The organism is Actinomyces capricornis (assembly GCF_019974135.1).
GTDB classification, from domain to species: Bacteria; Actinomycetota; Actinomycetes; order Actinomycetales; family Actinomycetaceae; genus Actinomyces; species Actinomyces capricornis.
In genome coordinates this window covers 1418911-1443967 of sequence record NZ_AP025017.1, presented here as the reverse complement: position 1 = coordinate 1443967, position 25057 = coordinate 1418911, and the positions used below count along the sequence as shown (strand labels likewise).

The following is a 25057-nucleotide window of genomic DNA, read 5'->3' as shown; positions in this document are numbered from 1 at the left end:
TCGTGACATGGAGCTGATCGTGCGGACCCTTGGCAATGCGGCGGGCCTGTGGCTGGCCACCTCCCTACTGGCGGGGCTGAGCGTGCCTCAGGGCGGGTCCACTGCGGCGATGTGGATCAACCTGGTGGTGCTGGGCCTGGTACTGGCGCTGGTCAACTCGTTGATCAAACCTGTGGCGCGCCTGGTGGCCCTGCCCCTGTACATCCTGACCTTCGGACTGTTCGCCCTGGTGGTCAACGGCGCCATGCTGTCCCTGACGGGGTGGCTGACGGACAATCTGGATGCCCTGGGGGCCGGCGGCTCAGTGCCCCTGGGCCTGGAGGTCTCATCCTTCGGCGCCGCAGTGGCGGGCTCCCTCATCGTCTCGGTGATCTCAGCGCTCATCGTCGCGCTCCTGGGCCCCCGGGAGGACTGAGCCCCAACGCCGGCCGCCCCTGAAGGAGCCCCGCCTGCGGGCCCGAGCCCACCCCGCGGCCGGCTCCTAGCCCGCGCCCGGGCCGTAGCCGGGCAGCCTGGGGACCGTTCCCAGGAGCAGCGGAGGGCCGCTTCCCGGACGGTGGATCGGGCCGACCGGGTCGTTCAGCTCCCGCTGGATGACGAAGACCTGCTCGGTGGTCACCGCACCCTCCTCCCCCGCGCCGGTGACCCGGTTGAAGGCCTCGCTCCACGGCGCGATCTCGGGATAGGCCTCCTCCATGCCCTGGGTGGCCCGGGCGTAGACATCCGAGCCGTGCGGGTACTCCTCGATACCCATCTGGTGGGTGTCGACGAGCGCGACCTGGCGGTTCTCTGCGGTGGGGGTCGCCGCCCCCTCCAGGCCCGGCACGGCGTCTGCCGTGTTCTCCACGTGCAGGACGTGGACGTCGTCGGGGATGTCGGCCTCCGCCGTGGGGCTGCCGGCCGTCAGGACCGAGGTGATGGTGTAGCGCTCCCGGATGGCGGGGTCGGCGGCCAGGTTGGACACGGTGATCCCGCCCTGGGAGTGGCCGTAGAGGGCGACCTCCTGGCCTGGCTGGATCCCCGCCTGGCGCATGGCGGTGACCACGGCGCTCTCCATGACCGTGGGCACTCCGGCCACTGCCTCCAGATTGGTCAGCAGGTCCTGGGGCTCGTTGTCCCCGCTGGTCCAGTCGGTGGTTCCCGGGACGTAGACCGTCCAGGAGACCCTGCCATCAGCATGGTCGGTGCGCTGGATGGAGATGACGCCGACCTCCTGACCCTCGCCCTGCATCTTGCTGCCGGCGCTCTGGACGTCCTGGGAATGACTGATGGTCTCGGAGATGGTGCGCGGGGCGGTAGCCGGCGTCATGGCACCCAGCAGGCCGGGGGCCACGGGGGTGCCCAGGCCGTAGGGGTCCTCACGCGAGGGCGGCAGCACGGAGTAGCCCTTGCCGTTGACGGGCTTGACGCTCAGACCCACCTGGGAGCCGAAGAGGGTTGCCCCGCTCTGGCCGGAGAGGTTGGCCAGGTGGAGGCAGGCCCGCTGCATGGGAGTGAGGCTGGCGGTGCTCACCGTGCGGGTGCCCACCCGGGTGGTCTCGGGCAGCTGCTCACTGACCCAGGGGTCGATGCGCTGGGCCACCGCGGCCAGGTAGGCCTGGATCGTCACCGCCTCCCGGCCGGTCTTGGCCTGGCTCAGCCAGCTGCTGAGCAGGATGAGGCGGGCGATGTCGTTCTTCACCCACTGAGCGGTGGCGGGATCGTTGAGCAGCACGGTCAGGCTCTGCACCCCGGCCAGTATCATCTCGTTCTCTGAGACGTTATCGAGGATCCACTGGTAGAGATCGGTCCCCGGGGTGAGGGCGAGGCCGGCCCCGGCGACGACGGGCCACAGCGCCCGGTTGAGCAGCATGTTGTCGAAGGCCCGCATATCCACCGGCCCCATGGTGCCCCCTCCCGGTGTCGCCGAGCCCTCGGCCAGGCCGTAGAGCTCGGAGCAGGCGCTGAGGTCTGAGGCCAGGGCCCGCAGCACCGAGGCGGTGTCCTGCAGCGATCCCGGCCCGCTGATGAGGCTCGTCAGCGCAGTCACCGCGGTGGATCTCTTCAGCTCGAAGGTGGTGGCCGGATCCCATTGGCCCGGTGCCCAGGAGCTGAGCGAGCCGGGCTCGGTGAAGGCGGGCAGGCCCTCGAGCGGTGAGGTGGGGGCGGACACACCCGGCGTGCATGTAAAGATCGCCCCCATGGGGGCGGGCTCGGAGGAGTAGGGGTCCTGGCAGACGAAGAAGCGGCTGACCTGGGTGGAGGGCGTGGGGTCGGGAACCACCGGTGCGGGCCGGGCCTGGACCTCGTTGAGGGCCGCCTGGGCATGGGTGCGCGCATCATCGAGGGAGTCGGCTGCCAGGATCAGGGAGCCGGCGGTGGCATCCAGATCGTCGGTGCTCACCGAGGTGGTGCCGCCGCTGACGATGATCGCGGCGCCGCTGCCCGCCCAGGGGATGCTCCACTCGTGCCCACGCAGGCTGCCCACCGAATCCGGGGCGTTCCCATGCAGGCCGCCCGCCGAGTCCGGGGAGGGATCCACCGGCGCCGCTCCCGGCTGTGGGGCCGGCTCGCTCAGGCGTCCCGAGCCTGGGTCGGGCCGGCTCGGCACGGGGGTGGGCACGGCGACGGGCTCCCCCGGGGTCGGAGTGCGGGACGGCGGCGGGCCGGGAGCCGGCGCGGGGGCGGGCTCGCCCGGGGTGCGGTCCGGCAGGGTGAGCATGGGGGTCGCGGCGCCCTGGAGCGATCCCGGGGAGACGCCGGTGCCGGAGCCTGCAGGGGCTCGTGGGCTGCCGGCCGTGGGGGCCGGTGGGGCGGTGGCGGTGCTAGCCATCGACGTTCACCGCCACGCACTGGGCGCTGGCGCCGTCGAGATCCTTGACGGCCAGTGCCGCGATGTCCAGCAGCCCCGAGACACCGCCCAGGAGCAGGACCGCGCTGTCCAGGCTGGTCTGGAAGGCACTGGCGGCCCCGCCGCTCCAGGTGGGGGGCACGGTGGTGGGCATGAGGGTGACGGCGGTGTCGTAGTCGCCGTCGGCGAGCATCAGGTCAAGACTCATGGCACGACGCTAGGACCGCCGGGGCTCCCTGCGCTCGGGTGAGCTCCAGGGCTGTGGACGGCACCTGCAGGAGCCGCGCCTGTGGATCCCGGCTCGCCCCGCGGGCGCGGGGATCACCGGAATCACCGCCCCTCGGTGGGCCTGCCCCGCCGCGCCATCAGTGCACCGGCGCCCCTCGTCGCTGGATCTCCCGCGTTGTGCCGGGTCACTCGCATCCTGCTGGCTCAGCGGGGGCCTACCGGCCCAGCGGAATACGAGTGACCCAGCGGGATGCGCATCACCCCGCAGGCAATGGGCCCGCCCGGCCCTACCGGGGGGCCTCGCCCCGCTCCAGGCGCCCGCGCACGACTCGGGGCAAACCGCTGCCGTAGAGGGTCCCCTCCCGGGCCTTGACGGCGGCGACCAGCACGAAGCTCAGGGAGATGAGCAGCGCCCAGCTGCCGAACTTCCCGGCGTGCACCAGGTGCCACCCCTCAGCCTGGTCGGGGTAGCGCCACGCGCTGAGTCCGGTGGCCAGATTCTCGGCCACCCACAGGAAGAAGCCGATGAGGACGAAGGACAGTGCCGTCGGCATCCAGTAGCGATCCCCGCCCACCGTGAAGTGCACGGTGGAGCCCCACAGGGCCGCCACGAAGCCCAGGGCGATGGCCCAGCGGAGGTCGACGATGACGTGATGGGTGAAGAAGTTCAGGTAGGCCAGGACCGCCAGGATGCTCACCGGCCACCACCTGAATCCCCCCACATGCAGGTCGAAGCGCCGGAAGGCCTGGCAGATGTAGGAGCCGACCGAGGCGTACATGAAGCCGGAGAACAGCGGGACACCGCCCAGGCGCACCACTGCCGCATCGGGGTAGGCCCAGGACCCGATATGGACCTTGAAGACCTCCAGGGCCAGGCCGATGAGGTGGAAGGCGCAGATGACCCCCAGCTCCCGCCGGGTCTCCAGCTTCAGCGCCACGAAGGCGATCTGGACGATGACCACGTAGATGAGCAGGGCGTCGTAGCGCTCCAGGGGCATCTCCACGGCGCTCCACACGAGCATGGAGACCGCCAGGCCCGCGAAGATCGCGATGGGGAAGGCGCAGCATGCCAGCTCGATGATCGCGAACTGCACGAGCCTGCGGCCGATGAGCTCGGCGCGGGTGAAGGGAAGTCGTACGGCTGGCGGCACGGACGCAGTATGCGCCCCGCCCGCGTGGTCCCGCGGCGGATCAGCCCGCTCACCGGCCCCGTCGCGGCGGGCAGGAGTCCCCTTGACACGCCGGTACTCCCAGTGCGTGCGGCCCCCAGCCCCCATGGTGCTCCCCGTGGCGGGCCCCGCGGCACGGGGCCTGCATGGGGCTGGCACCGCATCGGCCCTGCGCGCACAGGCACCGGGCGCCGTCGGGAACGGATGCTCTCCCGACGGCGCCCGGGACACCCGGCGCACTGCTGGGGCCCAGCACTCTGCGGGCCCTCAGCCCTTCGCGTCGGCCTGCGCCACGACAGGGTCGGGGCGCTCGCCGCGGGCGCTCATCACCGCCCAGTAGCACAGCGCGCCCAGGGGCGCGGCGATGAACCAGGAGAAGGGCGCCAGCTCACGGCACAGCTCGAAGGGCAGCAGCGCGATGCCCAGGGCCACGAGCGCCGCGGGGATGAAGGCCACGACGGCGTTCATGTTGAACCCCCGCTGGTAGTAGTAGCGCCCCTCCTCCTTGGGGGAGTACAGGTCGCGCAGGTCGACCCGGGAGCGCTTGTAGTAGAAGTAGTCGAGCACCAGGATGCCGAAGAAGGGGCCCAGCAGGGCGCCCAGGGACCCCAGGAAGTAGGTGATCGCCGTCGGGCTGCCGTAGAGGTTCCACGGGGTGACCACGATGGAGGCGATGACCGCGACGATCCCGCCCACCCGGAAGGAGATGTGCTTGGGGTGGACATTGGACAGGTCGAAGGCGGCCGACACGAAGTTGGCCACAATATTGACCCCGATGGTGGCCACGATGAATCCGACGCTCACCACGTAGAAGACCAGGTCGTTATCAATGCGCGCCAGCAGGTCGCCGGGGTCGTGGAAGGCCTCGCCGTAGACCTCGATGGCGGCCGCCGAGCACAGCACGGAGGTCATGGCGAAGGCGGTCCAGTTCAGGGGCAGGCCCAGGGCGTTGCCCAGGACCATGGAGCGGGCGCTGGGCGCGTAGCGGGCGAAGTCGGAGAAGTTGAGCATGAGGGTCGCCAGTGTCCCCACCGTCAGGCCGACGGTGACGAAGACCTGGTAGACCTGGTGGCCCAGCGGGGGTGTGATGCCGTCGGCATTGGCCATCCAGTCGAACTTCCAGTCGGCCTGCCACAGCATCCACACGCCCAGGCCGATCATGATGACCCAGATGATGGGGCCGGCCAGGCCCTGGAAGTGGCGCACCGCATCCATGCCGCGCCACACGATGAACAGCTGGATCGCCGACAGTGCCAGGAAGGCCAGCCACCCCGAGGCCCGCAGCCCCAGGATGGAGGCGTCCCAGGTCTGCATCGCCGGGATGATCCGCATGAGCAGCAGCTCCAGGGAGATCGATGCCAGGTAGGTCTGGATGCCGTACCAGGCGATGGCCACGATCCCACGCACGACGGCGGGGAAGTTCGCACCCCACACGCCCCAGGTCACGCGGGAGATGACGGGGTAGGGGGCACCGGTCTCGTAGCCCATGAGCCCCGAGATGCAGCAGGCCCCGAAGATGATGAGGGTGGCCACGAGCACGCCGATGACGATCGCCAAGGGGGTCATGCCCATGAGCGCGCCCGTCCCGATGAACAGGGCGGCGGCGAAGGTGTAGTTCGAGGCGTTGTGGGCGTCATTCATCCACAGGGAGAACAGGGAGTAGCTGTTCCATGTGCGGTCACCGGGCCGGGCAGGGGCCAGGTCGTCATTGAATAGTCGTCCGTCCGCGTCACCGCGGCTCAGCTCTTCTCGGTCAACTTCCACGGCTTTCATCTGGTTTCTCCTCACGCCGTTGTAGGGAAATGAAAGTGGATGATCGGATGTGGATTCTTCTCAGGGTGCAGTGCCCCAGGGGCACCGCCGTCGCCACGGCGCCCCTGGGATCTGCTCGTCTGTCGGGTCAGGCGGAGTCGGCCCCGCGCAGGCCCACCGCCTGGGGGGCGTCGACCGCCGGATCCTCGGCGATGTCCTCGAACTCGTTGACCGCATCGATAGCCACACCCATGGAGATGTTGGTGACTCGCTCAAGGATGGCCTCGACCACCACCGGGACACGGTCCTTCTCGGCGATCTGGCGGGCGGTGGCCAGCGCCTCGGCCAGCTCCTCGGGGGTGCGCACGCGGATGGCCCGGCAGCCCAGGGCCTCAACGACACCGACGTGATCCACCCCGTAGCCCTCGGTGGCAGGAGCATTGATGTTCTCGAAGGAGAGCTGGACCTGGTAGTCCATGTCGAAGTTGCGCTGGGCCTGGCGGATGAGCCCCAGGTAGGCGTTGTTGACCACCACGTGCACGTAGGGGATCTGGAACTGGGCGGCCACGGCGAGCTCCTCGATGAGGAACTGGAAGTCGTAGTCGCCCGACAGTGCCACCACCGGGGTGTCGGGGTCGGCCACGGACGCCCCGATGGCAGCCGGGACGGTCCAGCCCAGGGGGCCGGCCTGACCCGCATTGACCCAGTGCCGGGGGCGGTAGACGTGCAGCATCTGGGCGGCTGCGATCTGGGACAGCCCGATGGTGGTGACGTAGCGGGTCTCGGGGCCGAAGGCGCGGCACATCTCCTCGTACACCCGCTGCGGCTTCATGGGCACGTTGTCGAAGTGGGTCCTGCGCAGCAGGGTGGACTTGCGCTCGTTGCACTCCTCCACCCAGGCCCCGTAGCGCTCCAAGGGGGCGCCGTAGCGCTCCTGGGCGACCTCCAGCAGGGTGCGCAGCGCCGCACCGGCATCGGAGACGGACCAGAAGTCGGGCGGGAAGACCCGGCCGATCTGGGTGGCCTCGATGTCGATGTGCACGAAGCGGCGGCCCTCGCGGTAGACGTCGATGTTGCCGGTGTGCCGGGCCGCCCACCGGTTGCCCACGCCGATGACCAGGTCGGAGGCCAGGAAGGTGGCGTTGGCGTAGCGCTGGGAGGTCTGGATGCCGGCCATCCCCTGGGCCAGCCGGTGGTCGTCGGGGATGGAGCCCCACCCCATGAGGGTGGAGATGACCGGGACGCCGAGGTACTCGGCCAGGGCCACGAGGTCCTCAGAGGCATCGGCGTTGATGATGCCGCCGCCGGCGATGAGCACGGGGTGCTCGGCGGCGTCGAGCATGTCCAGGATGCGCTCGGCCTGGTGGCGGGACATGGCCGGGCGGGTGACCGGCAGGGGCTCGTAGGCGTCGATGTCGAAGTCGATCTCGGCCATCTGGACGTCCAGGGGCAGGTCGATGAGGACCGGCCCGGGGCGGTCGGAGCGCATGAGCTGGAAGGCCTTGGCGAAGGTGCCGGGGATCTGCGCGGGCTCCAGGACGGTGACCGCCATCTTGGTCACCGGGGCCGCCACTGAGGCGATGTCGACGGCCTGGAACTCCTCCTTGTGGAGCATGGGGACGGTGGCCTGCCCGGTCAGGCACAGGATCGGGATGGAGTCGGCGCTGGCCGAGTACAGGCCGGTGACCATGTCGGTCCCGCCCGGCCCCGAGGTTCCGATGCACACGCCGATGTTGCCCGCGCGCGTCCTGGTGTAGCCCTCGGCCATGTGGGAGGCGGCCTCGACGTGACGGGCCAGGATGTGCCGGATGCCGCCGTGCTGCTTCATCGCCGAGTACAGGGGGTTGATCGCCGCCCCGGGCACGCCGAAGGCCTGAGTGGCACCCTCCTTCTCCAGGATGAGGGCGATCGCGTCAACTGCTCGCATTCGTGCCATGACTTCTCACTTCCGGTCGTTACGGTGGGTGCCGCTGAGCAGTTCTGTCACCCGGACCACCGCAGCGTGGTCCAGGTCGGCCAGCCCATTGGCGACAGCGGCATTGAGCGTCTGGGTGACCGTCTCGGAAACGGGCAGGACGCAGCCGAGCGAGCCGGCCAGGTCCTGGGCGATTCTCATGTCCTTGGCGTGAAGCCCTGCGGTGAAGGTCGGGGTGAAGTCCCGGGAGAGGATGGTGGGGGCCTTGACCTCCATGATCCGTGAGCCCGCGAGGCCGCCGGACAGGGCCGACAGCGCGCGCTCGGCGTCCAGGCCGCTGGCCTCCAGCAGCACGACCGCCTCGCCCAGGGCCACCAGGCCGGCGCCGACGATCATCTGGTTGGCGGCCTTGGCCACCTGCCCCGAGCCGGCGGGCCCCAGGTGCGTGATCGTGGTGCCCATGGCCTCCAGGAGCGGCCGGGCGCGCTCCAGGGCCTGCTCGGATCCCCCCACCATGATGGTCAGGGTCCCGGCCTGCGCGCCCTTGACGCCGCCGGAGACGGGTGCGTCGAGGACCTCGATCCCCAGCTCCCCGCCCCGGTCGGCCAGTGCGCTCGCCTCCCGGGGGCTGGCGGTGGTCATGTCGATGAGCAGGGTGCCGGCGGGCACGGTCTGCGCCACGCCGCCGTCCTGCTCCATGACCTCGCTGACGACGGCGCCGTCGGGGAGCATGGTGATGACGACGTCGGCCCCCTGGAGGGTCTCGGTCAGGGTGGCGCAGGCCCGGCCCCCGGCCGCCGTGAAGCGCTCCAGGCGCTGGGCGTCGCGCGAGCCCCCGCGGACCCGGTAGCCGGCCTCCAGGAGCCGCAGGGCCATGGGCAGGCCCATGGCTCCCAGGCCGACGAATCCGATGGTCCGCGGCGGGGCGCCGGCGTGGCCCTCCGGGCCCCCCTGCCCGCTGGGACCGGCTGCGCCGCTGTGCGTCATCATCATGCCCCCCGACCCGTCACAGGATGCGCCAGGCCTCGCGCAGGACGCGCTTGGCCTCGGCGATGATGACGGCGGTGCGCTGGTCGCCCAGCGGCTGGACCTCAAAGGCCACGACGCTGCGCTCGGGGGCGTCCTCGCGCAGGTAGCCGATGTCCAGCAGTCCGCGCAGGAAGTCCCGCACCTGCGGCACGTTGTTCTCGCCCTTGGGGTGCCCGAAGTGGGGGTGGAGGTCGCCGTAGGCGGGGTCCTGGGTGTCGCGGATGACGCAGTTGCCGATGTGGGCGTGGTTGATGAACTCCTCGGTGGCGCTCAGCGCCTGGCGGATGGTCTCGCCCTGCATGGGCAGGTGGGACAGGTCCACCATGAGGCCGAAGTCCGGGATGGCCTTGCGCACCTCGTAGGCCAGCTCGCAGGCCAGCCGGTTGGTGCCGATGAGCGCCTTCTTGTCGGTGGAGTCGTCGAAGGTCTCCAGGGAGAGCACCAGGTCGCCCTTGGACTTGGCGTACCGGCCCAGCTCGATGATGGAGTCGGCCAGCAGCTCCAGGGCCCGGTCCCGGTCCTGCGCGGGCGGCTTGGGGCCCGACAGGAAGCCGAGCTTGCCGGCACCGACCTCGTAGGCCTGGTCGATGGCCGACTTCAGGGTGTCGATGGCCTTGCTGCGCTCCTCCTCATGGGTGGAGTTCAGGTCCAGCTTGCCCTTGAGGATGTAGGGCTGGGCCCCGAATCCCACGGTCATGCCGGAACTGGCCAGCAGGCCCTTGACGGCGTCGCGCTCGGCCTGGTCATTGACGCGGGTGATCTCGATCTCGTCGAAGAACTCGTCCTCGACGATCTCGGCCACTGATTCCGCGATCCTTCCCTCGCCACTGAGGGCGAAGGGGTAGGCCATGAAGTGGACGATACCGACCTTCATGTAGTCGTGCAGAGAATCCTTCACAGTTCCCGCTCCTTATGGTCTGACTGGCCCGGATGGGCCAGGTGGTCCTTTCCAGTACGGTTGATCTCGGTGATCGGGTCAGCTGCGGCGGGCACGGACCCGGCGTGCGGCCTCGGCGATATTGGCCGCCCGCAGGCCGAAGTGGTCGAAGAGCTCGTCCATGGTCCCTGACAGGCCGAAGACGTCCCGCGTCCCCACCCGCTCCAGCGGTGCCGGGTGCTGCTCGCCCAGGAGCTCGGCGACGGCGGAGCCCAGTCCGCCGATGATCGAGTGCTCCTCGATGGTGACCACGCAGCCCGTGCGGCGCACCGACTCCAGGATGGCCTCGGCGTCCAGCGGCTTGACGGTGTGGAGGTGGAGGACCTCGGCGCTGATGCCCTCATCCTTGAGCAGCTCGGCGGCGCCCAGGGCCTCGGAGGCGGTGCAGCCGGTGTTGAGGATGGTGACGTCGCCGCCCTCGCGCAGCGGGACCGCCTTGCCGATCTCGAAGGGCGTGTCCGGGCTGGTAACCACGGGCACGGGCAGCTTGCCCACGCGCAGGTAGACCGGTCCGGGGTGGTCGTAGACGGCGTGGACCGCCTTGCGCATCTCCACGGCGTCGCAGGGGACGATCACGGTCATGCCCGGCAGTGCCCGCATGAGGCCAACATCCTCCAGGGGCAGGTGGGTGGCGCCCTCCTGCGCGGCGGTGGTTCCCGCGTTGTGGCCCACGACGGTGACCTTGCGCTCGGAGTAGGCCACCGAGACGCGCACCTGGTCGAAGCCCCGCCCGGTCAGGAAGTTGGCGTAGGCGTTGGCGAAGGGCACCTTGCCCTGGGCGGCCATCCCAGCGGCGGTGCCGATGATGTCGCACTCGGCGATGCCGATGTTGAAGAAGCGGTCGGGGTAGGCCTCCTGGAAGCGGGCCGTGTAGTTCGGCTTGGCGCAGTCCCCGTCCAGGACGAAGACGTCGTCGTGCTCCCGCCCGATCTCCAGCAGGCCCTCGGCGTAGCCGTCGCGGGGCTCTCTCTTCTCAGTCATCGCAGCTCCTCCAGCGCAGTCTCGAGCTCCTCGGGGGTGGGCGCGAGCCCGTGGAACTTCGCGGTGTTCTCCATGAAGGACACTCCCTTGCCCTTGATGGTGTGGGAGATGATCACGGTGGGCCTGCCCCGGGTGGCCTTGGCCTCCTCCAGGGCATCATCCACCTGGCGCATGTCGTGCCCATCGATCTCGATGACATGCCAGCCGAAGGCGCGCCACTTGGCGGGCACGTCCCCCAGGGACTTGACGCTGTCGACGGTGCCATCGAGCTGGATGCCATTGGCATCGACGATGGCGCAGACGTGGTCGAGGTCGTAGGCGGCGGCGGTCATCGCGGCCTCCCAGACCTGTCCCTCCTGGATCTCCCCATCACCGAGCATGACGTAGTAGCGGGAGTCCTGGCCGTCGTGCCTGGCGGCCAGAGCGGCGCCGTTGGCCAGCGACAGCCCCTGGCCCAGGGAGCCCGAGGAGGAGTCCACTCCGGGCAGGTGGGTGTTGGAGGGGTGCCCCTGGAGCCTGGTGTGCATCTCCCGGAAGGTCATGAGCTCCTCGCGGGGGAAGTACCCGCGTGCGGACATGGCGGTGTAGTAGGCGGGGGTGCAGTGGCCCTTGGACAGGAAGAACATGTCGCGCTGGGGCCACATGGGCTCCTCGGGGCGGATGTTCAGGTGCCGGAAGTAGAGGACGACAAGCGCATCGATCGCGGAGAGCGACCCTCCGGGGTGCCCACTGCCCGCCTTGTTCGTCATGCGGACGATATCGCGCCGGCACTGACGCGCAATATCCTCCAGCTCCTGTAGTTGTGCGTCATTCATCATCATTGTCTCCTCGTCAGTCCGGTGGTCCGGGAGGCGCCTGGACGCCTCCCGGACCACCGACGTCATCTCATCGGTCAGACTTCGCGGAAGGAGATCTCCTGGGCTCCCTCCCACAGGAACTTCTCACCGAGCTCCTGGAGGTGCTCGTTGCCCTCGACGATCGTGGCGAAGTGGTTCCCGGCGAGCTGCCCGGCCTTGGAGGCGAAGTTGACGTAACCGTAGCCGATGAGCAGCTCGGTCTCCGAGACGCCACCGGGGTAGATGACGATCTCGCCGGGGTGCGGGTAGCAGGTGCCGTTCTCCGGCTCCAGCTCCAGGTCGAGGTCGCCGAAGGGGATCCAGCCGGCCTGCCCCGACCAGCGCACGTGGATGATCCGCGAGTCCAGCGGGAGCAGCTTCTCGCGGAAGGCCGCGATCGTGCGGGGGGCCGCCTCCTCCTCGTAGCGAGCCTTGAAGGTGAATCCTCCGGCCTTGATCTCAAGCATCATTGCATGTCTCTCTTTCTCAGCGGTTGTTGTTCAGGTGAGGACGATCCGGGCTCACAGGCCCAGGATCGCGGTGATCAGGGCCATGCGGATGGACACGGACTGCAGGATGGCCCGGAAGTACAGCTGGTGCGGGCTGTCATCGATGCGCAGGTCCATCTCGCCGGCGCGGCGGGGAAGGGTGTGGGTGACGTAGATCTGGTGCCCCTTGTCCGCTTCCTCCTTGAGGGTGTCGTAGCGCACCAGGTAGCGGTCCATGAGCGTCTTGAACTCATCGGCCTTGGCGCCGGCGGGCGCCGAGCAGCCGGGCAGGTAGATGAGGTCCTGACTGCGCACGAAGTCGTTGAAGGTGTCCTGCTCGAAGTCGAACTGCTCGGACAGCTCGCAGTTGAAGTCGCTGCGGATGCGCTTGGTGACCTCCTCGGGGGTGCGCCGGTCGGAGTCGGAGCAGATGGTGACATTGGCGCCTAGGCGGGCCAGGCCGTAGGCCATGGAGTGGCCGGTGCGGGCCTCGACCATGTCGGGGGAGACCACCGCGACGTTGAGGCCCTCGATCCTGCCGAAGCGCCGCCACATGGTGTACAGGTCGAGCAGGGCCTGGGTGGGGTGCTCCCAGTGGCCCCAGCCGCCGTTGATGATGGGGCAGGTCGCGGCCTCGGCGCCGCGGCGGGCCTCCTCCTCGTCGTAGTGGCGCAGCACGACGAGGTTGGCGTACTGGGACACGCAGCGCATGGTGTCCTCCATGGACTCCTCCTTGGCCACCGAGGAGGTGACCTTGGGGTTTGCCTCGACGATCGTGTTGCCGCCCAGGCGCTCCATTGCGGTCTGGAAGCTCATGCGGGTGCGGGTCGAGGGCTGGAAGAACAGCAGCGCGAGCATGTTGCCGCCCAGCAGGTCGATCTTGGAGCGGTTGTACAGCTCCAGGTTCTTGGCCAGCTCGAAGAGGTTGTAGAGCTGGTCGTCGGTCATGTCGTTGATCGAGATGAAGCTCTTGCCGACGTGGTCGACGGCCTCGACCAGGCCCTTCATCGAGCGCATGTACTGGGACATGAGTATCTCCTCACTGTGATAACGGATCGTTGGTGATCAGGGTGTGTCGTTGGGGATCGGGTGGCGGCTCAGTCGCGCTCGATGATCCGCCCCCGCTTGGAGTCGCGGTCCACGGTCCTGCCGCGCAGGATCGTGCGCTGGACGACGCCGGAGAGGGTGCGTCCGTGGTAGGGCGAGATCTTGTTCTTGTGCTCCAGCTCCTCGACGTCGACCTCGAAGGCGGCCTGCGGGTCGAGGATGGCCAGGTCGGCGTCGTTGCCCACGGCGATGGACCCCTTGCGCGGGATGCCGAAGGTGGCCGACGGCCTGGCGGCGAACCAGCGGGCGATGTCCTCCAGGGTGACGCCGAACTCCTGGCCGGCGGTCCACACGGCCGGCAGGCCCAGCTGCACGGAGGCCACGCCTCCCCAGGCCTTCCCGAAGTCCCCGGTGTCGCGGCACTTGAGGTCCACGGTGCACGGGGAGTGGTCGGAGGCGATGTGATCGATGGTCCCGTCCTTGAGGCCGGCCCACAGCTGGCGCCTGTTGGCCTCCTCGCGCACCGGCGGGGCGCACTTGTACTCGGTGGCGCCGTCGGGCACGGCCTCCGCGGCGAAGGTGAGGTAGTGGGGGCAGGTCTCCACAGTGATCCTCACCCCCTCCTCCTTGGCCTTGCGGATCATCGGCAGGGCCTCGGCGGAGGACAGGTGGAGGATGTGCACCCTGGCACCGGTGCGGCGGGCCGCATCGATGACCCTCTCGATGGCCGTGTTCTCCGCCTCTCGGGGCCGTGAGGCCAGGTACCCGGCGTAGGGCCGGCCGAAGTCCTGGGGCGCGGCGGCCAGGGCCGCGGGGTCCTCGGCGTGGACGATGAGGACGGCGCCCAGGCGGGCGATCTCCTCCAGGGCCTCCTCGACCTCCTCATAGCCCAGGCATCCGTACTCATCGATCCCCGAGTGGGCCGTGAAGCACTTGAAGCCGAAGACGCCCCGCCCCCACAGGGGCTCGAGCTGGTCGACATTGCCGGGCACCGCCCCGCCCCACAGGCCCACGTCCACCGAGAGCTGGCCCTCGGCGGCCTGCCGCTTGTCCTCCAGGGCCTGGATCGTGGTGGTGGGCGGCGAGGAGTTGAGCGGCATGTCGATGATGGTGGTGATGCCGCCGGCCAGGGCGGCGCGGGTGGCGCTCTCGTAGCCCTCCCAGGGGGTGCGCCCGGGCTCGTTGACGTGGACGTGGGAATCCACCAGGCCGGGCATGAGCACCTGGTCGTCGGGGACTGCGATCTCCTCGGCGGCAGTCACGGCGGCGTCGTAGTCCTCGATGGCGGTGATGGTCTGATCGTCGATGACCACGCAGGCGGGCCGGATGCCGTCGGGCAGGACGGTGCGGCGGGCCCTGACCACCAGGTCGTGGGTCGGTTGCTTCTCATCAGTCATGATCTTGTCTCCTGAAGTCGTCATGGCCGGTGGTCACCGGGCCACGGATTCGCGGTCGGCATCGAGGTCCAGGGCCTCGGCCTGCTGGACGGCGCGGATGACGTAGGGGTCGTCACGGGAGATGGCCAGGTGCAGTCCGAAGCCCAGTGCCGCCCCGATGAACCAGGAGAACGGGCTGAGGAACCGGCAGATCTCGGTGGGGACCACGGCCACGATGATCGAGGGGATGGAGGCCAGGACGAAGGCCCACACGGCGCGCATGTTCCAGCCGTTGCCGAAGGCGTGCAGGCCCTTGGCCCGGAACAGCTCGGAGACCTGGACCTTCTCGCGGCGCAGGTAGTAGTAGTCGGCGATGATGATGCCGAACAGGGGGCCCAGAACGGCGCCCAGGGCCGCCAGGAAGACGTTGATGATCACCGGGTTGTTGAACAGGTTCCACGGGGTGATGACCAGGGCGATGCAGGCGGAGATGAAGCCGCCGCGCACGAAGTTGATCTTCGAGGGCCAGGCGTTGGCCAGGTCGTAGGCGGGGGACACGAAGTTCGCCACGACGTTGATGCCCAGCGTGGCCACGGTGAAGGTCACGGCGCCCAGGATGATGGCCACCGGGTGGTCGATGCGGGCCACCAGGTCGATCGGGTCGAAGATGTACTCGCCGTAGATCTGCAGGGAGCCGGCCGTCACCAGGACCGAGACCACGGAGAAGGCGATGAAGTTGACCGGCAGGCCCCACAGGTTGGCCATCCACACGGCCTTGCGCGAGGGTGAGAAGCGCGAGAAGTCGCAGAAGTTGAGCAGGAGGGTGGAGAAGTAGGCCACCGTCAGCGACACAGCTGCCAGGACGGCGTGCAGAGTGCCCCACTCAGCCGGCTCGGTGGCCAGGTTGAGGGAGATGTGCCAATCGGCGAGCATGAGGATGTAGACGGTGAGGATGAACATGACCACCCACACCGCCGGCCCGGCCCAGTCCTGGAACTTGCGGATGGTCTCCATGCCGTTGCGCAGGAGCAGCAGCTGGAGGGCCCACATGAACAGGAAGGCGGCCCAGCCCAGGAGGCTCTCTCCCAGGAATCGGGCCTGGCCGTACTCGAGGATGTGCGGCCAGATCCCCCCGACCAGGACGATGACGGCCTTGGAGGCCAGCCAGGTCTGGATCCCGTACCAGCAGATGGCCACGAATCCACGCAGGAGGGCGGGCAGGTTGGATCCGACCGTCCCGAAGGTGATGCGCGCCAGGACGGGGTAGCACAGACCCGTCTTCTGGCCCGCGAATCCCACGAGGTTCATGAGGAAGAAGACGACGATGATGCCGATCGTCAGGGAGGTGAACACATAGGCCGCACCCAGGCCCAGGGCGAAGAGCCCGGCGGCGAATGTGTATCCACCAATGGAGTGGATGTCGGACATCCACATGGCGAAGAGGGAGAAGAATCCCCAGTCACGGCTCTTGGCGGGAGCCAGATCATCATTGATCAGATGAGGGTCGATGTCCGCCGGCTCCACCGGCACGCCTTCCTGGGTTGAAGGCGCTGCGCTGCTTTCCACGGCAGTGTCCTTTCAGGTGTTCTCTTGGCCCGGGCGGGCACCGTTGCCCGCCCGGGGAGGAGGTGTCAGTTGGTGATGCACGTCCCGGCCTTGCCGGCCACGGCGTCCTGGAGGGCCTCGAGGGAGGTGATGATGGCCCGCTGGCCACCGGCCTGGAGGAAGTTGAGGGCGGCCTCGATCTTGGGGGCCATGGAGCCCTTCCCGAAGTGCCCCTCCTCCAGGTAGGAGCGGGCCTCCTGTGCGGTGATCGTGTCCAGCGCCTTCTGCTCGGGGGTGCCGAAGTTGAGGTAGACCTGCTCCACGGCAGTGCAGATGACCAGGTCCGGCACGCCGAGCTCGGAGGCCAGGAGGGCGGAGGCCAGGTCCTTGTCGATGACGGCCTCGACCCCGCTGAGCCGGCCGTCCTCGCGGCTGACGGGGATGCCGCCACCGCCTGCGGCCACCACGATGCAGCCGGAGTCGACCAGGGAGCGGATGACCTCGCACTCGACGATCTCCACGGGCACCGGGGAGGGCACGACCCGCCGCCAGCCGCGGCCGGAGTCCTCGCGCACGGACCAGCCGTCCTTCTCCTCGTGCTCGCGGGCCTCCTGCTCACTCATGAAGGAGCCCACGGGCTTGGAGGGGGCGGCGAAGGCCGGGTCCTCGGGGTCGACGACGCTCTGGGTGACCACCGCGGCGACCTCGCGCTCGATACCCTGCTGGGCCAGGCATCCGCGCAGGCTGCGGGTGAAGAAGTAGCCGGTGGCGCCCTGGGTGTCGGCGCCCAGGACGTCCAGGGGCAGCGGGGGCAGCTCGTCGAGGGCGAGCTCGGCCCGACGCAGCAGGAAGCCGACCTGCGGGCCGTTGCCGTGGGTGACCACCGGGGTGTAGCCCGCAGCGATGAGCGAGGTGATGTGCTCGGCGGACTCCTGGACGGCCTCGGCCTGGCTCGCGACCGACACCTCCTTGGGGTCCTTGATGAGGGCGTTGCCACCGACGGCGATGACGAGTGCCTTGTGGGTCATGGGGTGTTCTCCTCTCCTGCTCAGTGGTGTGCGGACAATGGCCAGCCATCGATCCGCTTGGGTCGTGGGGGTGCGTAGGTGCGGGACTTCGAGGTCCTCAGGCCCAGGCCGACGAGGGACTCGGCGAGCTTGACGGCGCAGGCCACACCCTCGACGACAGGCACCCCCAGGTCTCGGCTCAGCTCGGCGTCGAGTCCGGCCATGCCGCCGCATCCCAGGACGATGACCTCGGCACGGTCCTCGGACACGGCCTGCCCGGCCTCGCGCTTGATCGCCTGGGCGGCGCGCTCGGCGTCCTCGAGCTCCAGGACTCCCAGGCCGGTGGAGCGCACGGATGCGCAGTGCGCGAGCAGCCCGAAGGACAGCAGCCGGTCCTCGATGAGGGGCACGGCCCGGTCCAGGGTGGTCACCGCGGAGAAGCGGTAGCCCAGGAGCATGGCCATATGCGCTGCGGCCTCGGTGATGTCGACGACGGGGACCTCGAGGAGCTCCATGAGCCCCTCCTTGCCGTGCTCGCCGAATCCGGCGAGGATCACGGCGTCGAAGTCGCCCTCATAGGTGGTCACGGCGTCCATGACGGCGACGGCGGCGAGATGGGACTCGAAGTTCCCCTCGACCGAGTCCGCCCCGATGCTCGGGGTGAGCTCGATGATCTCGGTGCCCTCGTTGGCCACGGCGCGCGCAGCCTCACCGATGCTGCGGGTCATGGATTGGGTGGTGTTGACGTTGACTGCGAGGATCTTCATTGCTCCGCGCTCTCTGGTTCCTGTACCTGCGTCGTGGGGATGGGATGGGGGTGTGCCGCGATGCACACTCCATCAATTCTCTGAGGTCAGTCCTCTGAGGTGTTGATGTCAATTAGATCACTGCTCGGCCGTCTTGGCAAGCCCCTCAGAACCAGGGAGGGCGGCACTCAACGATGAGTGCAACCACCTCACCCATCACCAAAGATAGACAAAAAGCAGGAGGGGGACGCCCGCGGGCGTCCCCCTCCTCGTGGTGACCGTCAGCACGTCGCGATAACGAGCACCAAACGTGTCATGAATCACATTCCAGCGCGGTGGAGCTCCCGGAAGGCGGTGCCCACGCACACGACCACGGACAGCAGCGCGCTGACGACCACGACGGGCATGGCGCCGGCCAGGGCGGCGAAGGCGGTGAACATGCCCAGGATCGCGAGGATCGCGAGCACAGTGGTCACCACGGAGATGTCGGCGTGACCAGTGGCGGCGACGCGCCGCTCCTCACGAGCCTTCTCCACCACGGGGGTGCGGACGGCCTCAACGACGGGGGTGGTGACGGGTGCGACCAGAGTCGACATGAATACTCCTGCTTCTTCTTCTCATCTCATGCGGCAGGAGCACCGCCTAGTCGGCCGTGCCCCTGCACGGCCTTGTGCGTCTCTCGTGGAGACCTGCGGCGAGCATATATCACCTCAGAGCACTGAGCGGCGTCAGATTCATCACCACCCCTGCCATAGGGCTCCGGCCCCGCCATGGGGGTGAGCCCCAGGCCGCGGCGCCCGCCTCACCGGGCCCTCGATGAGCACCCGCGCGTCCACCGCCCCGCGCCGGCCCGTCGCCCGGGGCCGGGGCGGGCCCGCTCAATCCGCTCAGCCCTCGTCGCTCTAGCGATCCTGGCCGAGCAGGACCCGCACCACTGCCGTCAGTGCCGTCTCATCCCCGACGTTGCCGGGGAAGACGATGTAGGGCACACCCTGCGCCGGGCCGTCGTGGGCCGTCCACAGTGAGACGATGCCCGGCAGCATGGGCCCCACACACTGGGCGCGCCTCATGCCAAGACCGCGGGAGGCCACATCGGAGGAAGTGATCCCGCCCTTGGCCAGGACGAAGAGGGGGCGGATGCGCTCCAGGATCCCGGCCACCGTCTCCACCACCGCCGTGGAGACCCGGCGGGAGAGCTCCAGGGACTCCTCGGCGTCGGCGCCCGTGATGAGGGTCCTGGAGGTGCGCACGATGACGGTGCCCTCCTCCAGATGCTCCACGGCCTGGGCGATGAGCTCCTCCAGATGGGCCGGCCCGGTGGTCTCATCGAGGACCTTGGGGACCTCCACCTCCAGGACGGGGGCCCCGACGTTGGCGATGAGATCCTCGAGCTGCCTGGTGGTCAGCGCCACGTGGGAGCCGACGACGACCAGTCCGCCGGCGGCGGTGCGCTCAGCACCCCGGCCTACCGCCGGCCGGCGCACCTCCTCGACCTCCCGGCTAGTCAGGGGCGGGTGGACCTCCTGTCCCAGCCGGGCCCGCATGAAGGGCGGGCCGACGCGGTAGACGAAGGTGCGCCCCTGGGCCTCGGCCACGATGAGCGCCCGGGACAGGGCCAGCAGGTCCTGCTCGCAGGCGATGTCGGGGGCGATGACCTGGCGGTGGCGCGCCGAGGCGAGGACCTCGACCAGGGCCTCGGGGCGGGTGCGGACCTCGGTGAGGTCCGGGGTGAGCACCTGGGAGGCGCGGACGACCCCGGCCGTCTTCTCCTCCACCCACTGGGCCAGGCCCGAGGCGGTGTAGCCGAAGGTCGCATCGCGGGCGAACTCGGTCTGCCCGCTGGGCAGGAAGTCCTCGCCGATGCGCGTGTAGTGGACGCCCCCCACGGTCACCCGCCCGGCCTCGGGGAAGGCCGGTACCAGGAGGATGCCGTCGACCGGCTGCCCCTCCTCCTCCAGCAGGTCGGCGATGAGCCGGGGCTCGAGCGGGAAGTGCCCCCGCAGCGTGGAGTCGGAGCGGCTGACGAAGGCCAGGCGCCTACCGGCCTGTCGGGCGGCGGCACTGGCAGCGCCCACGACCTCACGGGTGACGCGCTCGGCGTCCTGCGGCGAGAGCGAGCGCGAGTTGGTCATGACGTAGACGGCCGGGGCGCCAGTGCCCAGCGCCCAGGCGACGTCGTCCTGGGTCCAGGAGGTCAGGACCGGCAGGCCCGAGACGGACTGGGTGCCGGTGGGGTCGTCATCGAGAACGACGAAGAATGGGGCGGTGTCCGCGGCTCCGGCCGCATCTCTGACATCGGACGGCGTCAGATCGGGGGCGGGCGGATAGGGCGCCACGATCTCGCTGAGGGTAGCCACGCTGCTCTCCTTCACCAAGGAACTTAGACCTCTGAGGTCTTAGAGGTTACCACGATCAGGGCGCTCCCAGGTGCTCGACCCGAGCCCGCCCGGGGCGCTCCCCGAGGCCTCCTGGGGATGCGCGGGAGGCTCCGTGGGAGGTGCTGTCAGAGGTTCTCCGAGAGCTCCCCGCCGCGGCGCTCCCTGGCGGTGAGGATGTCTCGCCGGGTCTGCGCCATGTGCTCGTGCATGAGACGGGCGGCGCCCTCGGCGTCCTGGGCCTCGATGGCCTGAAGGATCTGGAGGTGGTGGGAGACCACCATGGCCCGCACCTCCTCGGACTCCGAGGCCCGGAACCTGGTGCCCAGCAGGGCGTCGCGGAAGGGGTGCATCGTCGAGGCGACGAACTGGTTGCCGGTGGCGGCCAGAATGGCGTCGTGGAAGGCGTGGTCGAGTCCGATGAGCGCCTGGATGTCATCGGCCTTGGCCGCGATCCGGTACTCCTCGACGCAGCGGCGCATCTCCTGAAGGTCCTCCTCGGAGCGCTGGACTGCGGCCAGTCTGACGGCGCCGACCTCCAGCATCTCCTCCACGCCGAGCAGGTCGAGCTCGACCTCCTGCACGCGCCCCTCATGGGCGGCCACGTACAGCAGGTAGCGCAGCTCGCGCCAGCGGAAGCGGGGGAGCAGGAAGGTGCCCCGCCCGTGGACGACGTTGAGGACCCCGCCCATGGACAGGTTCCTCACCGCCTCCCTCATCGTGGGTCGCGAGACCCGCAGGAAACGGGCCAGCTCGGCCTCGGCGGGCAGGGGCTCCTCCTCCACGAAGGTCCTGTCGACGACGGCGTCCAGGACGCCCTCAACGGCGCGCTCCACCAGGTCGTTGGCCATCAGGATCTCCTTGGTCACACACTCGTCACCGGTGCCGGTGGCACCACATACATCATTAGCAGCCCTCCACCGCGAATAACGGTGTCGGGAGCGGCACCTCTCTGGAGCCGGCACTCTCGCACTCCTGTGGGAGGCGAGCCCTCGGCAGGCCGATGAGAGGAGCCGGGCCGTGCCCCAATCATCTCAATGCTACTGCCGTCACGCGTTCTTATCCCCCGAAACGCCTGGTCACAGCATTACAACCGAGAATACGGCATATTCTGGGATGGTTTTGCCCGACCCCGCATGCGGAACCGAAACCACAGGGCCACGGCCCAGACCATCACCACCAGCACCCCCTGCACCCCCGGGGACCAGCCTGTATGCGGCAGCACCAGGACGGCCATCGCGGCGGCCAGGCACTCCGAGGTGTTGAACAGCACGTCGTAGATGGCGAAGGCGCGCCCCCGATACGCGTCGGCGGTGCCGGCCTGGACAATGGTGTCCACGGCGATCTTGGCGCCCTGAACCCCCACGCCGAACACGAAGACGCCCGCCATCACCCACCTCAGGTCATGGGTGGCCACCAGGACCATCTGACCCACTGTTCCCCCCAGGAGGCAGATCACCACCCAGGCGGGCGGCTCCACCCACTCGTGCGCCACCGCCGTGAGCACCACCGCCAGCGCATGCCCCGCGATCATCGCGCCCATGAGGGCGCCGAAGGCCGCCAGTCCCGCATCGGCGTCCTGCGGGGCGGCCAGGAGGTTGCGGGCCATGAGGATGAGGGTGATGAGCTCCATGCCGTAGACGAAGCGGTGCAGGGCCATGGCGGTCAGGGCCAGCGCCGGGGCGCCGCGCCGGCGCAGGTGGGCCAGGGCCCGGGCCAGCTCCGTGGCGGTGGCAGCGAGCGCCGCCGCCACGCCGGGCCTGGGGCCGGGCAGGAGGGCGGGCCCCAGCTGATCGGGTCGCAGGCGTGTGACGATGGCGGCCGCCGCGCAGTACAGGAGCGCCGCGCTCAGGAGGCTGGCGGTGTCCTGCGCGCTGCCGGGGGGCAGGAGGAGGCGCAGGAGGAGCCCGAGGGCTGCTCCCAGGGCGGTGGCCGCCCCGCCCAGAGTGGGCACGATGGAGTTGGCCACCAGGAGGCGCTCATGGTCGATGATCCGGGGCAGGCCCGCGGATAGGACGGACAGCAGGAAGCGGCTCATGCCCATGGCGACCAGGACCAGCAGGTAGATGGCCGTCCCGATCCCGGCGGTGTGCAGGATCGCCGCGATGAGGACCACCAGGCCGCAGCGCAGCAGGTTGGCGTGCAGGAGTATCTGGCGCCGTGGCCAGCGGTCGATGAGGGGGCCGGTCAGGGGGCCCACGAGGCTGAAGGGCAGCAGCATGACCACCAGCGCCGTGGCGACCCCGCTGACGCTGGTCATCTTCTGGGGCTGGAAGAAGAACAGCGAGGCCAGGCCGGCCTGGAGCATGCCGTCACCGCTCTGGGAGGCCAGCCGCACGGCGAGCAGGGTGCGGAAGGCCGGGACGGTGGCCAGGTCCCGCAGGTCCTCGGTCAGGCGCATGCCCCCATCGTTGCCGGCCCCGGCCCGGCGGTCCAGTCCGCCGGGCAGGGCGGGTCCGGGGGCCGGCAGGGCCAGGGGGCGGAAGCGGGCTCAGATGCCCCGGGCCGAGAGCACCCCGTCGATGGCCCGCAGCTCATCGAGCACCTCGGGCTGCAGGCCGCCCTCGACATCCACCAGGGTGACCGCCAGCTCGCCGCGGGACTTGTTGAGCAGGTTGGCGATGTTCTGGCCGTGCTGGGCCACGATGGTGGAGACCTGGCCCACCATGTTGGGCACGTTGCGGTTGACGATGACCAGGCGCCGCGTGCCCTCCTGGCGGGCCATGACGGCCTCGGGGAAGTTCACGGAGTTGTGCACCTGCCCGTCCTCCAGGAAGCCGCGCAGGGAGTCCACCGCCATGATGGCGCAGTTGCGCTCGGCCTCCTTGGTGGAGGCCCCCAGGTGGGGCAGGGAGATGCACTTGGGGTGCTTGTGGACGGCGGTGGAGGGGAAGTCGCAGACGTAGCCGCGCAGAGTGCCCTCGTCCAGGGCGGCAACGACGGCGTCGGTGTCCACGATCTCGGCGCGGGCGAAGTTGAGCAGCACGGCGGTGTCCTTCATCAGGGCGATCCGCTGGGTGCTCACCAGTCCGCAGGTGGCCGGGATGAGGGGCACGTGGACGGTGAGGATGTCGGCGCGGGAGAAGACCTCCTCCATGGAGGAGGCCCGCTCGACCTCGGCGCTCATGTGCCAGGCGTGCTCCACGGAGATCCCCGGGTCGAAGCCGACGACGTTGAGCCCCAGTCCCAGGGCCGCGTTGGCCACCTGCACCCCGATGGCCCCCAGGCCGATGACGCCCAGGGTGCGCCCCGGCAGCTCGAAGCCGACGAACTGCTTCTTGCCGGCCTCGACCGCCTTGGCGATCTCGGCATCGTCGCCCGGCAGCTCGTGGGCGAAGCGGGCGGCGGGGATGAGGTTGCGCGAGGCGATGAACAGGCCCGCCAGCACCAGTTCCTTGACGGCGTTGGCGTTGGCTCCCGGAGTGTTGAACACGGGGATGCCTCGGTGGGTGAGCTCTTCGACCGGGATGTTGTTGGTTCCCGCGCCCGCCCGGGCCACGGCCAGCACGGAGTCCTCGATGGGGGTGCCGTGGAGCGAGGCTGAGCGCACCAGGAGGGCATCGGGGGCCTCGACGGAGCCACCCACCTCGTAGAACTCGTCGGGCAGGCGGGACAGGCCCTTGCCGGAGATGGCATTGAGGGTGCGGATGCGGTACTTCTGCGGGGTCTCGCTCATGGTCAGGCCCTGATCCTCTCGAAGTCGGTCATGTAGTCGATGAGGGCGCGCACGCCCTCGATGGGCATGGCGTTGTAGATGGAGGCCCGCATGCCGCCCACGGAGCGGTGCCCCTTGAGGTTGGTCAGGCCTGCGGCCTGGGCCCCGGCGAGGAAATCGGCGTCCAGGGATGGGTCGGCCAGGGTGAAGGGGATGTTCATCCAGGACCGCGAGCGCTCCTCCACGGGGTTGGCGTAGAAGTCGGAGTCGTCGATGGCGCCGTACAGCAGCGTGGCCTTGGCGCGGTTGCGCTCGCCCATGGCGGCCAGGCCGCCGCCGTCCTCGATCCAGTGGGCGATGAGGCCCAGCAGGTAGATAGCGAAGGTGGGCGGAGTGTTGAGCATGGAGTCGGCCTCGGCCATCCTGGCGTAGTCCAGCACGCCGGGGGTGGTGGGGCGGGCGCGGCCCAGGAGGTCCTCGCGCACGATGACGACGGCCAGGCCGGAGGGCCCCATGTTCTTCTGGGCGCCGGCGTAGATGAGGCCGAAGCGGCGCACGTCCAGCGGGCGGGAGAGGATCGTGGAGGAGAAGTCGGCGACGAGGGGGGCCTCGGCGACGGGGATCTCGGGGAACTCCACCCCGCCGATGGTCTCGTTGGGGGTGTAGTGCAGGTAGCGGGCGTCGTCGGGGACCTCGTAGGAGCCGGGCACGGGGGTGGTGGTGTAGGAGGAGGCGGACTCCTCGGCCGCGACGACGACCTCCAGACCCTGGGCCCTGGCCTCCTTGATGGCCTTGGCGGACCACTGGCCGGTGTGGAGGTAGGCGGCCGTGTCCCCCTCGGCGGTCAGGTTCATGGGGATGGCGGCGAACTGGGCGGAGGCGCCTCCCTGGAGGAAGAGCACACGGTAGTCCTCGGGGATCTGCAGGATGCGCCGCAGAGTCGCCTCGGCGTCGGCGGCACAGGCCACGAAGTCCTTCCCGCGGTGGGAGACCTCCAGGACGGACATGCCCGAGCCGGACCAATCGGTGAGCTCGGCGCGGGCCTGCTCCAGGACGGGCAGGGGGAGTTGGGCGGGACCGGCGGAGAAGTTGTAGACGCGCACCCGGCCATCTTCGCCGCCTCGGCGGGGTGCGGCAATTC

General features: G+C 69.5%; 22 protein-coding genes. 1 reads left to right on the top strand and 21 read right to left on the bottom strand.

From position 1 onward, the window contains the following. Nucleotides 1-7: 7 nt before the first annotated feature. On the top strand, nt 8-415 hold the full coding sequence (locus MANAM107_RS05815) for a phage holin family protein (protein WP_223912330.1): 408 nt from the start codon (nt 8-10) through the stop codon (nt 413-415). Nucleotides 416-481: 66 nt separating this feature from the next. On the opposite strand, the gene MANAM107_RS05810 is transcribed toward MANAM107_RS05815, so the two are convergent. The 21 genes from MANAM107_RS05810 to serC all read right to left on the bottom strand — a co-directional run bounded on the left by MANAM107_RS05810 (nt 482) and on the right by serC (nt 25019). Then, nucleotides 482-2812, bottom strand: coding sequence for an alpha/beta hydrolase (locus tag MANAM107_RS05810; RefSeq protein ID WP_223912327.1), 2331 nt, complete (start codon nt 2810-2812; stop codon nt 482-484). After that, on the bottom strand, nt 2805-3038 hold the full coding sequence (locus MANAM107_RS05805) for a hypothetical protein (protein WP_179900074.1): 234 nt from the start codon (nt 3036-3038) through the stop codon (nt 2805-2807). The genes MANAM107_RS05810 and MANAM107_RS05805 overlap by 8 nt, the downstream gene beginning before the upstream one ends. 307 nt (nt 3039-3345) lie before the next feature. After that, entirely contained in the window at nt 3346-4209 is an 864-nt protein-coding gene (locus tag MANAM107_RS05800) for a DUF817 domain-containing protein (protein WP_223912323.1), read from the bottom strand. Between the two features lie 285 nt (nt 4210-4494). Continuing rightward, complete coding sequence (locus MANAM107_RS05795; RefSeq protein ID WP_223912320.1) at nt 4495-6000, bottom strand: NCS1 family nucleobase:cation symporter-1; 1506 nt, start codon at nt 5998-6000, stop codon at nt 4495-4497. A gap of 127 nt (nt 6001-6127) precedes the next feature. Continuing rightward, complete coding sequence (gcl, locus tag MANAM107_RS05790; protein WP_308443645.1) at nt 6128-7915, bottom strand: glyoxylate carboligase; 1788 nt, start codon at nt 7913-7915, stop codon at nt 6128-6130. A gap of 6 nt (nt 7916-7921) precedes the next feature. Continuing rightward, entirely contained in the window at nt 7922-8887 is a 966-nt protein-coding gene (locus MANAM107_RS05785; RefSeq protein WP_223912312.1) for an NAD(P)-dependent oxidoreductase, read from the bottom strand. Between the two features lie 13 nt (nt 8888-8900). Then, complete coding sequence (locus MANAM107_RS05780) at nt 8901-9821, bottom strand: sugar phosphate isomerase/epimerase family protein (protein ID WP_223912307.1); 921 nt, start codon at nt 9819-9821, stop codon at nt 8901-8903. Between the two features lie 78 nt (nt 9822-9899). Continuing rightward, nucleotides 9900-10841 carry a transketolase family protein gene (locus MANAM107_RS05775; protein WP_223912304.1) on the bottom strand — a complete coding sequence of 314 codons (942 nt, stop codon included), beginning with the start codon at nt 10839-10841 and terminating at the stop codon, nt 9900-9902. Then, entirely contained in the window at nt 10838-11659 is an 822-nt protein-coding gene (locus MANAM107_RS05770; RefSeq protein ID WP_223912301.1) for a transketolase, read from the bottom strand. The genes MANAM107_RS05775 and MANAM107_RS05770 overlap by 4 nt, the downstream gene beginning before the upstream one ends. A gap of 74 nt (nt 11660-11733) precedes the next feature. Continuing rightward, entirely contained in the window at nt 11734-12147 is a 414-nt protein-coding gene (locus MANAM107_RS05765; RefSeq protein ID WP_223912298.1) for a DUF3830 family protein, read from the bottom strand. A gap of 51 nt (nt 12148-12198) precedes the next feature. Continuing rightward, entirely contained in the window at nt 12199-13194 is a 996-nt protein-coding gene (locus MANAM107_RS05760) for an aspartate/ornithine carbamoyltransferase family protein (protein WP_223912295.1), read from the bottom strand. Between the two features lie 68 nt (nt 13195-13262). Beyond that, nucleotides 13263-14609, bottom strand: a complete 1347-nt coding sequence (allB, locus tag MANAM107_RS05755; protein WP_223912291.1) for an allantoinase AllB — start codon at nt 14607-14609, stop codon at nt 13263-13265. A 33-nt stretch (nt 14610-14642) separates the two neighbouring features. Further along, nucleotides 14643-16154: an NCS1 family nucleobase:cation symporter-1 gene (locus MANAM107_RS05750; RefSeq protein WP_223912288.1), complete on the bottom strand. Its 1512-nt coding sequence runs from the start codon at nt 16152-16154 to the stop codon at nt 14643-14645. A 65-nt stretch (nt 16155-16219) separates the two neighbouring features. Continuing rightward, nucleotides 16220-17161 carry a carbamate kinase gene (gene arcC / locus MANAM107_RS05745; protein WP_179900064.1) on the bottom strand — a complete coding sequence of 314 codons (942 nt, stop codon included), beginning with the start codon at nt 17159-17161 and terminating at the stop codon, nt 16220-16222. Between the two features lie 20 nt (nt 17162-17181). Further along, complete coding sequence (locus MANAM107_RS05740) at nt 17182-17907, bottom strand: aspartate/glutamate racemase family protein (RefSeq protein ID WP_223912284.1); 726 nt, start codon at nt 17905-17907, stop codon at nt 17182-17184. A gap of 299 nt (nt 17908-18206) precedes the next feature. Next, complete coding sequence (locus MANAM107_RS05735; RefSeq protein WP_223912280.1) at nt 18207-18482, bottom strand: hypothetical protein; 276 nt, start codon at nt 18480-18482, stop codon at nt 18207-18209. A gap of 306 nt (nt 18483-18788) precedes the next feature. Continuing rightward, a complete protein-coding gene (locus MANAM107_RS05730) occupies nt 18789-20243 on the bottom strand; it encodes a four-carbon acid sugar kinase family protein (protein ID WP_223912276.1) in 1455 nt (484 codons plus the stop codon). A gap of 146 nt (nt 20244-20389) precedes the next feature. After that, nucleotides 20390-21112, bottom strand: a complete 723-nt coding sequence (locus MANAM107_RS05725) for a FadR/GntR family transcriptional regulator (protein WP_223912273.1) — start codon at nt 21110-21112, stop codon at nt 20390-20392. Nucleotides 21113-21348: 236 nt separating this feature from the next. Then, nucleotides 21349-22662: an MFS transporter gene (locus MANAM107_RS05720; protein ID WP_223912270.1), complete on the bottom strand. Its 1314-nt coding sequence runs from the start codon at nt 22660-22662 to the stop codon at nt 21349-21351. A 90-nt stretch (nt 22663-22752) separates the two neighbouring features. Continuing rightward, nucleotides 22753-23937: a phosphoglycerate dehydrogenase gene (locus MANAM107_RS05715; protein ID WP_223912267.1), complete on the bottom strand. Its 1185-nt coding sequence runs from the start codon at nt 23935-23937 to the stop codon at nt 22753-22755. A 2-nt stretch (nt 23938-23939) separates the two neighbouring features. Then, nucleotides 23940-25019, bottom strand: a complete 1080-nt coding sequence (gene serC / locus MANAM107_RS05710) for a 3-phosphoserine/phosphohydroxythreonine transaminase (RefSeq protein ID WP_223912263.1) — start codon at nt 25017-25019, stop codon at nt 23940-23942. Nucleotides 25020-25057: the final 38 nt, after the last annotated feature.

What these genes read in the sequence shown, in the direction of transcription:
- MANAM107_RS05815 (WP_223912330.1), top strand. Translation starts at nt 8, where the DNA reads ATGGAGCTGATCGTGCGGACCCTTGGCAATGCGGCGGGCCTGTGGCTG.
- MANAM107_RS05810 (WP_223912327.1), bottom strand. Translation starts at nt 2,812, where the DNA reads ATGGCTAGCACCGCCACCGCCCCACCGGCCCCCACGGCCGGCAGCCCA.
- MANAM107_RS05805 (WP_179900074.1), bottom strand. Translation starts at nt 3,038, where the DNA reads ATGAGTCTTGACCTGATGCTCGCCGACGGCGACTACGACACCGCCGTC.
- MANAM107_RS05795 (WP_223912320.1), bottom strand. Translation starts at nt 6,000, where the DNA reads ATGAAAGCCGTGGAAGTTGACCGAGAAGAGCTGAGCCGCGGTGACGCG.
- gcl (WP_308443645.1), bottom strand. Translation starts at nt 7,915, where the DNA reads ATGGCACGAATGCGAGCAGTTGACGCGATCGCCCTCATCCTGGAGAAG.
- MANAM107_RS05785 (WP_223912312.1), bottom strand. Translation starts at nt 8,887, where the DNA reads ATGATGATGACGCACAGCGGCGCAGCCGGTCCCAGCGGGCAGGGGGGC.
- MANAM107_RS05775 (WP_223912304.1), bottom strand. Translation starts at nt 10,841, where the DNA reads ATGACTGAGAAGAGAGAGCCCCGCGACGGCTACGCCGAGGGCCTGCTG.
- MANAM107_RS05770 (WP_223912301.1), bottom strand. Translation starts at nt 11,659, where the DNA reads ATGATGAATGACGCACAACTACAGGAGCTGGAGGATATTGCGCGTCAG.
- MANAM107_RS05765 (WP_223912298.1), bottom strand. Translation starts at nt 12,147, where the DNA reads ATGATGCTTGAGATCAAGGCCGGAGGATTCACCTTCAAGGCTCGCTAC.
- MANAM107_RS05760 (WP_223912295.1), bottom strand. Translation starts at nt 13,194, where the DNA reads ATGTCCCAGTACATGCGCTCGATGAAGGGCCTGGTCGAGGCCGTCGAC.
- allB (WP_223912291.1), bottom strand. Translation starts at nt 14,609, where the DNA reads ATGACTGATGAGAAGCAACCGACCCACGACCTGGTGGTCAGGGCCCGC.
- arcC (WP_179900064.1), bottom strand. Translation starts at nt 17,161, where the DNA reads ATGACCCACAAGGCACTCGTCATCGCCGTCGGTGGCAACGCCCTCATC.
- MANAM107_RS05740 (WP_223912284.1), bottom strand. Translation starts at nt 17,907, where the DNA reads ATGAAGATCCTCGCAGTCAACGTCAACACCACCCAATCCATGACCCGC.
- MANAM107_RS05735 (WP_223912280.1), bottom strand. Translation starts at nt 18,482, where the DNA reads ATGTCGACTCTGGTCGCACCCGTCACCACCCCCGTCGTTGAGGCCGTC.
- MANAM107_RS05725 (WP_223912273.1), bottom strand. Translation starts at nt 21,112, where the DNA reads ATGGCCAACGACCTGGTGGAGCGCGCCGTTGAGGGCGTCCTGGACGCC.
- MANAM107_RS05720 (WP_223912270.1), bottom strand. Translation starts at nt 22,662, where the DNA reads ATGCGCCTGACCGAGGACCTGCGGGACCTGGCCACCGTCCCGGCCTTC.
- MANAM107_RS05715 (WP_223912267.1), bottom strand. Translation starts at nt 23,937, where the DNA reads ATGAGCGAGACCCCGCAGAAGTACCGCATCCGCACCCTCAATGCCATC.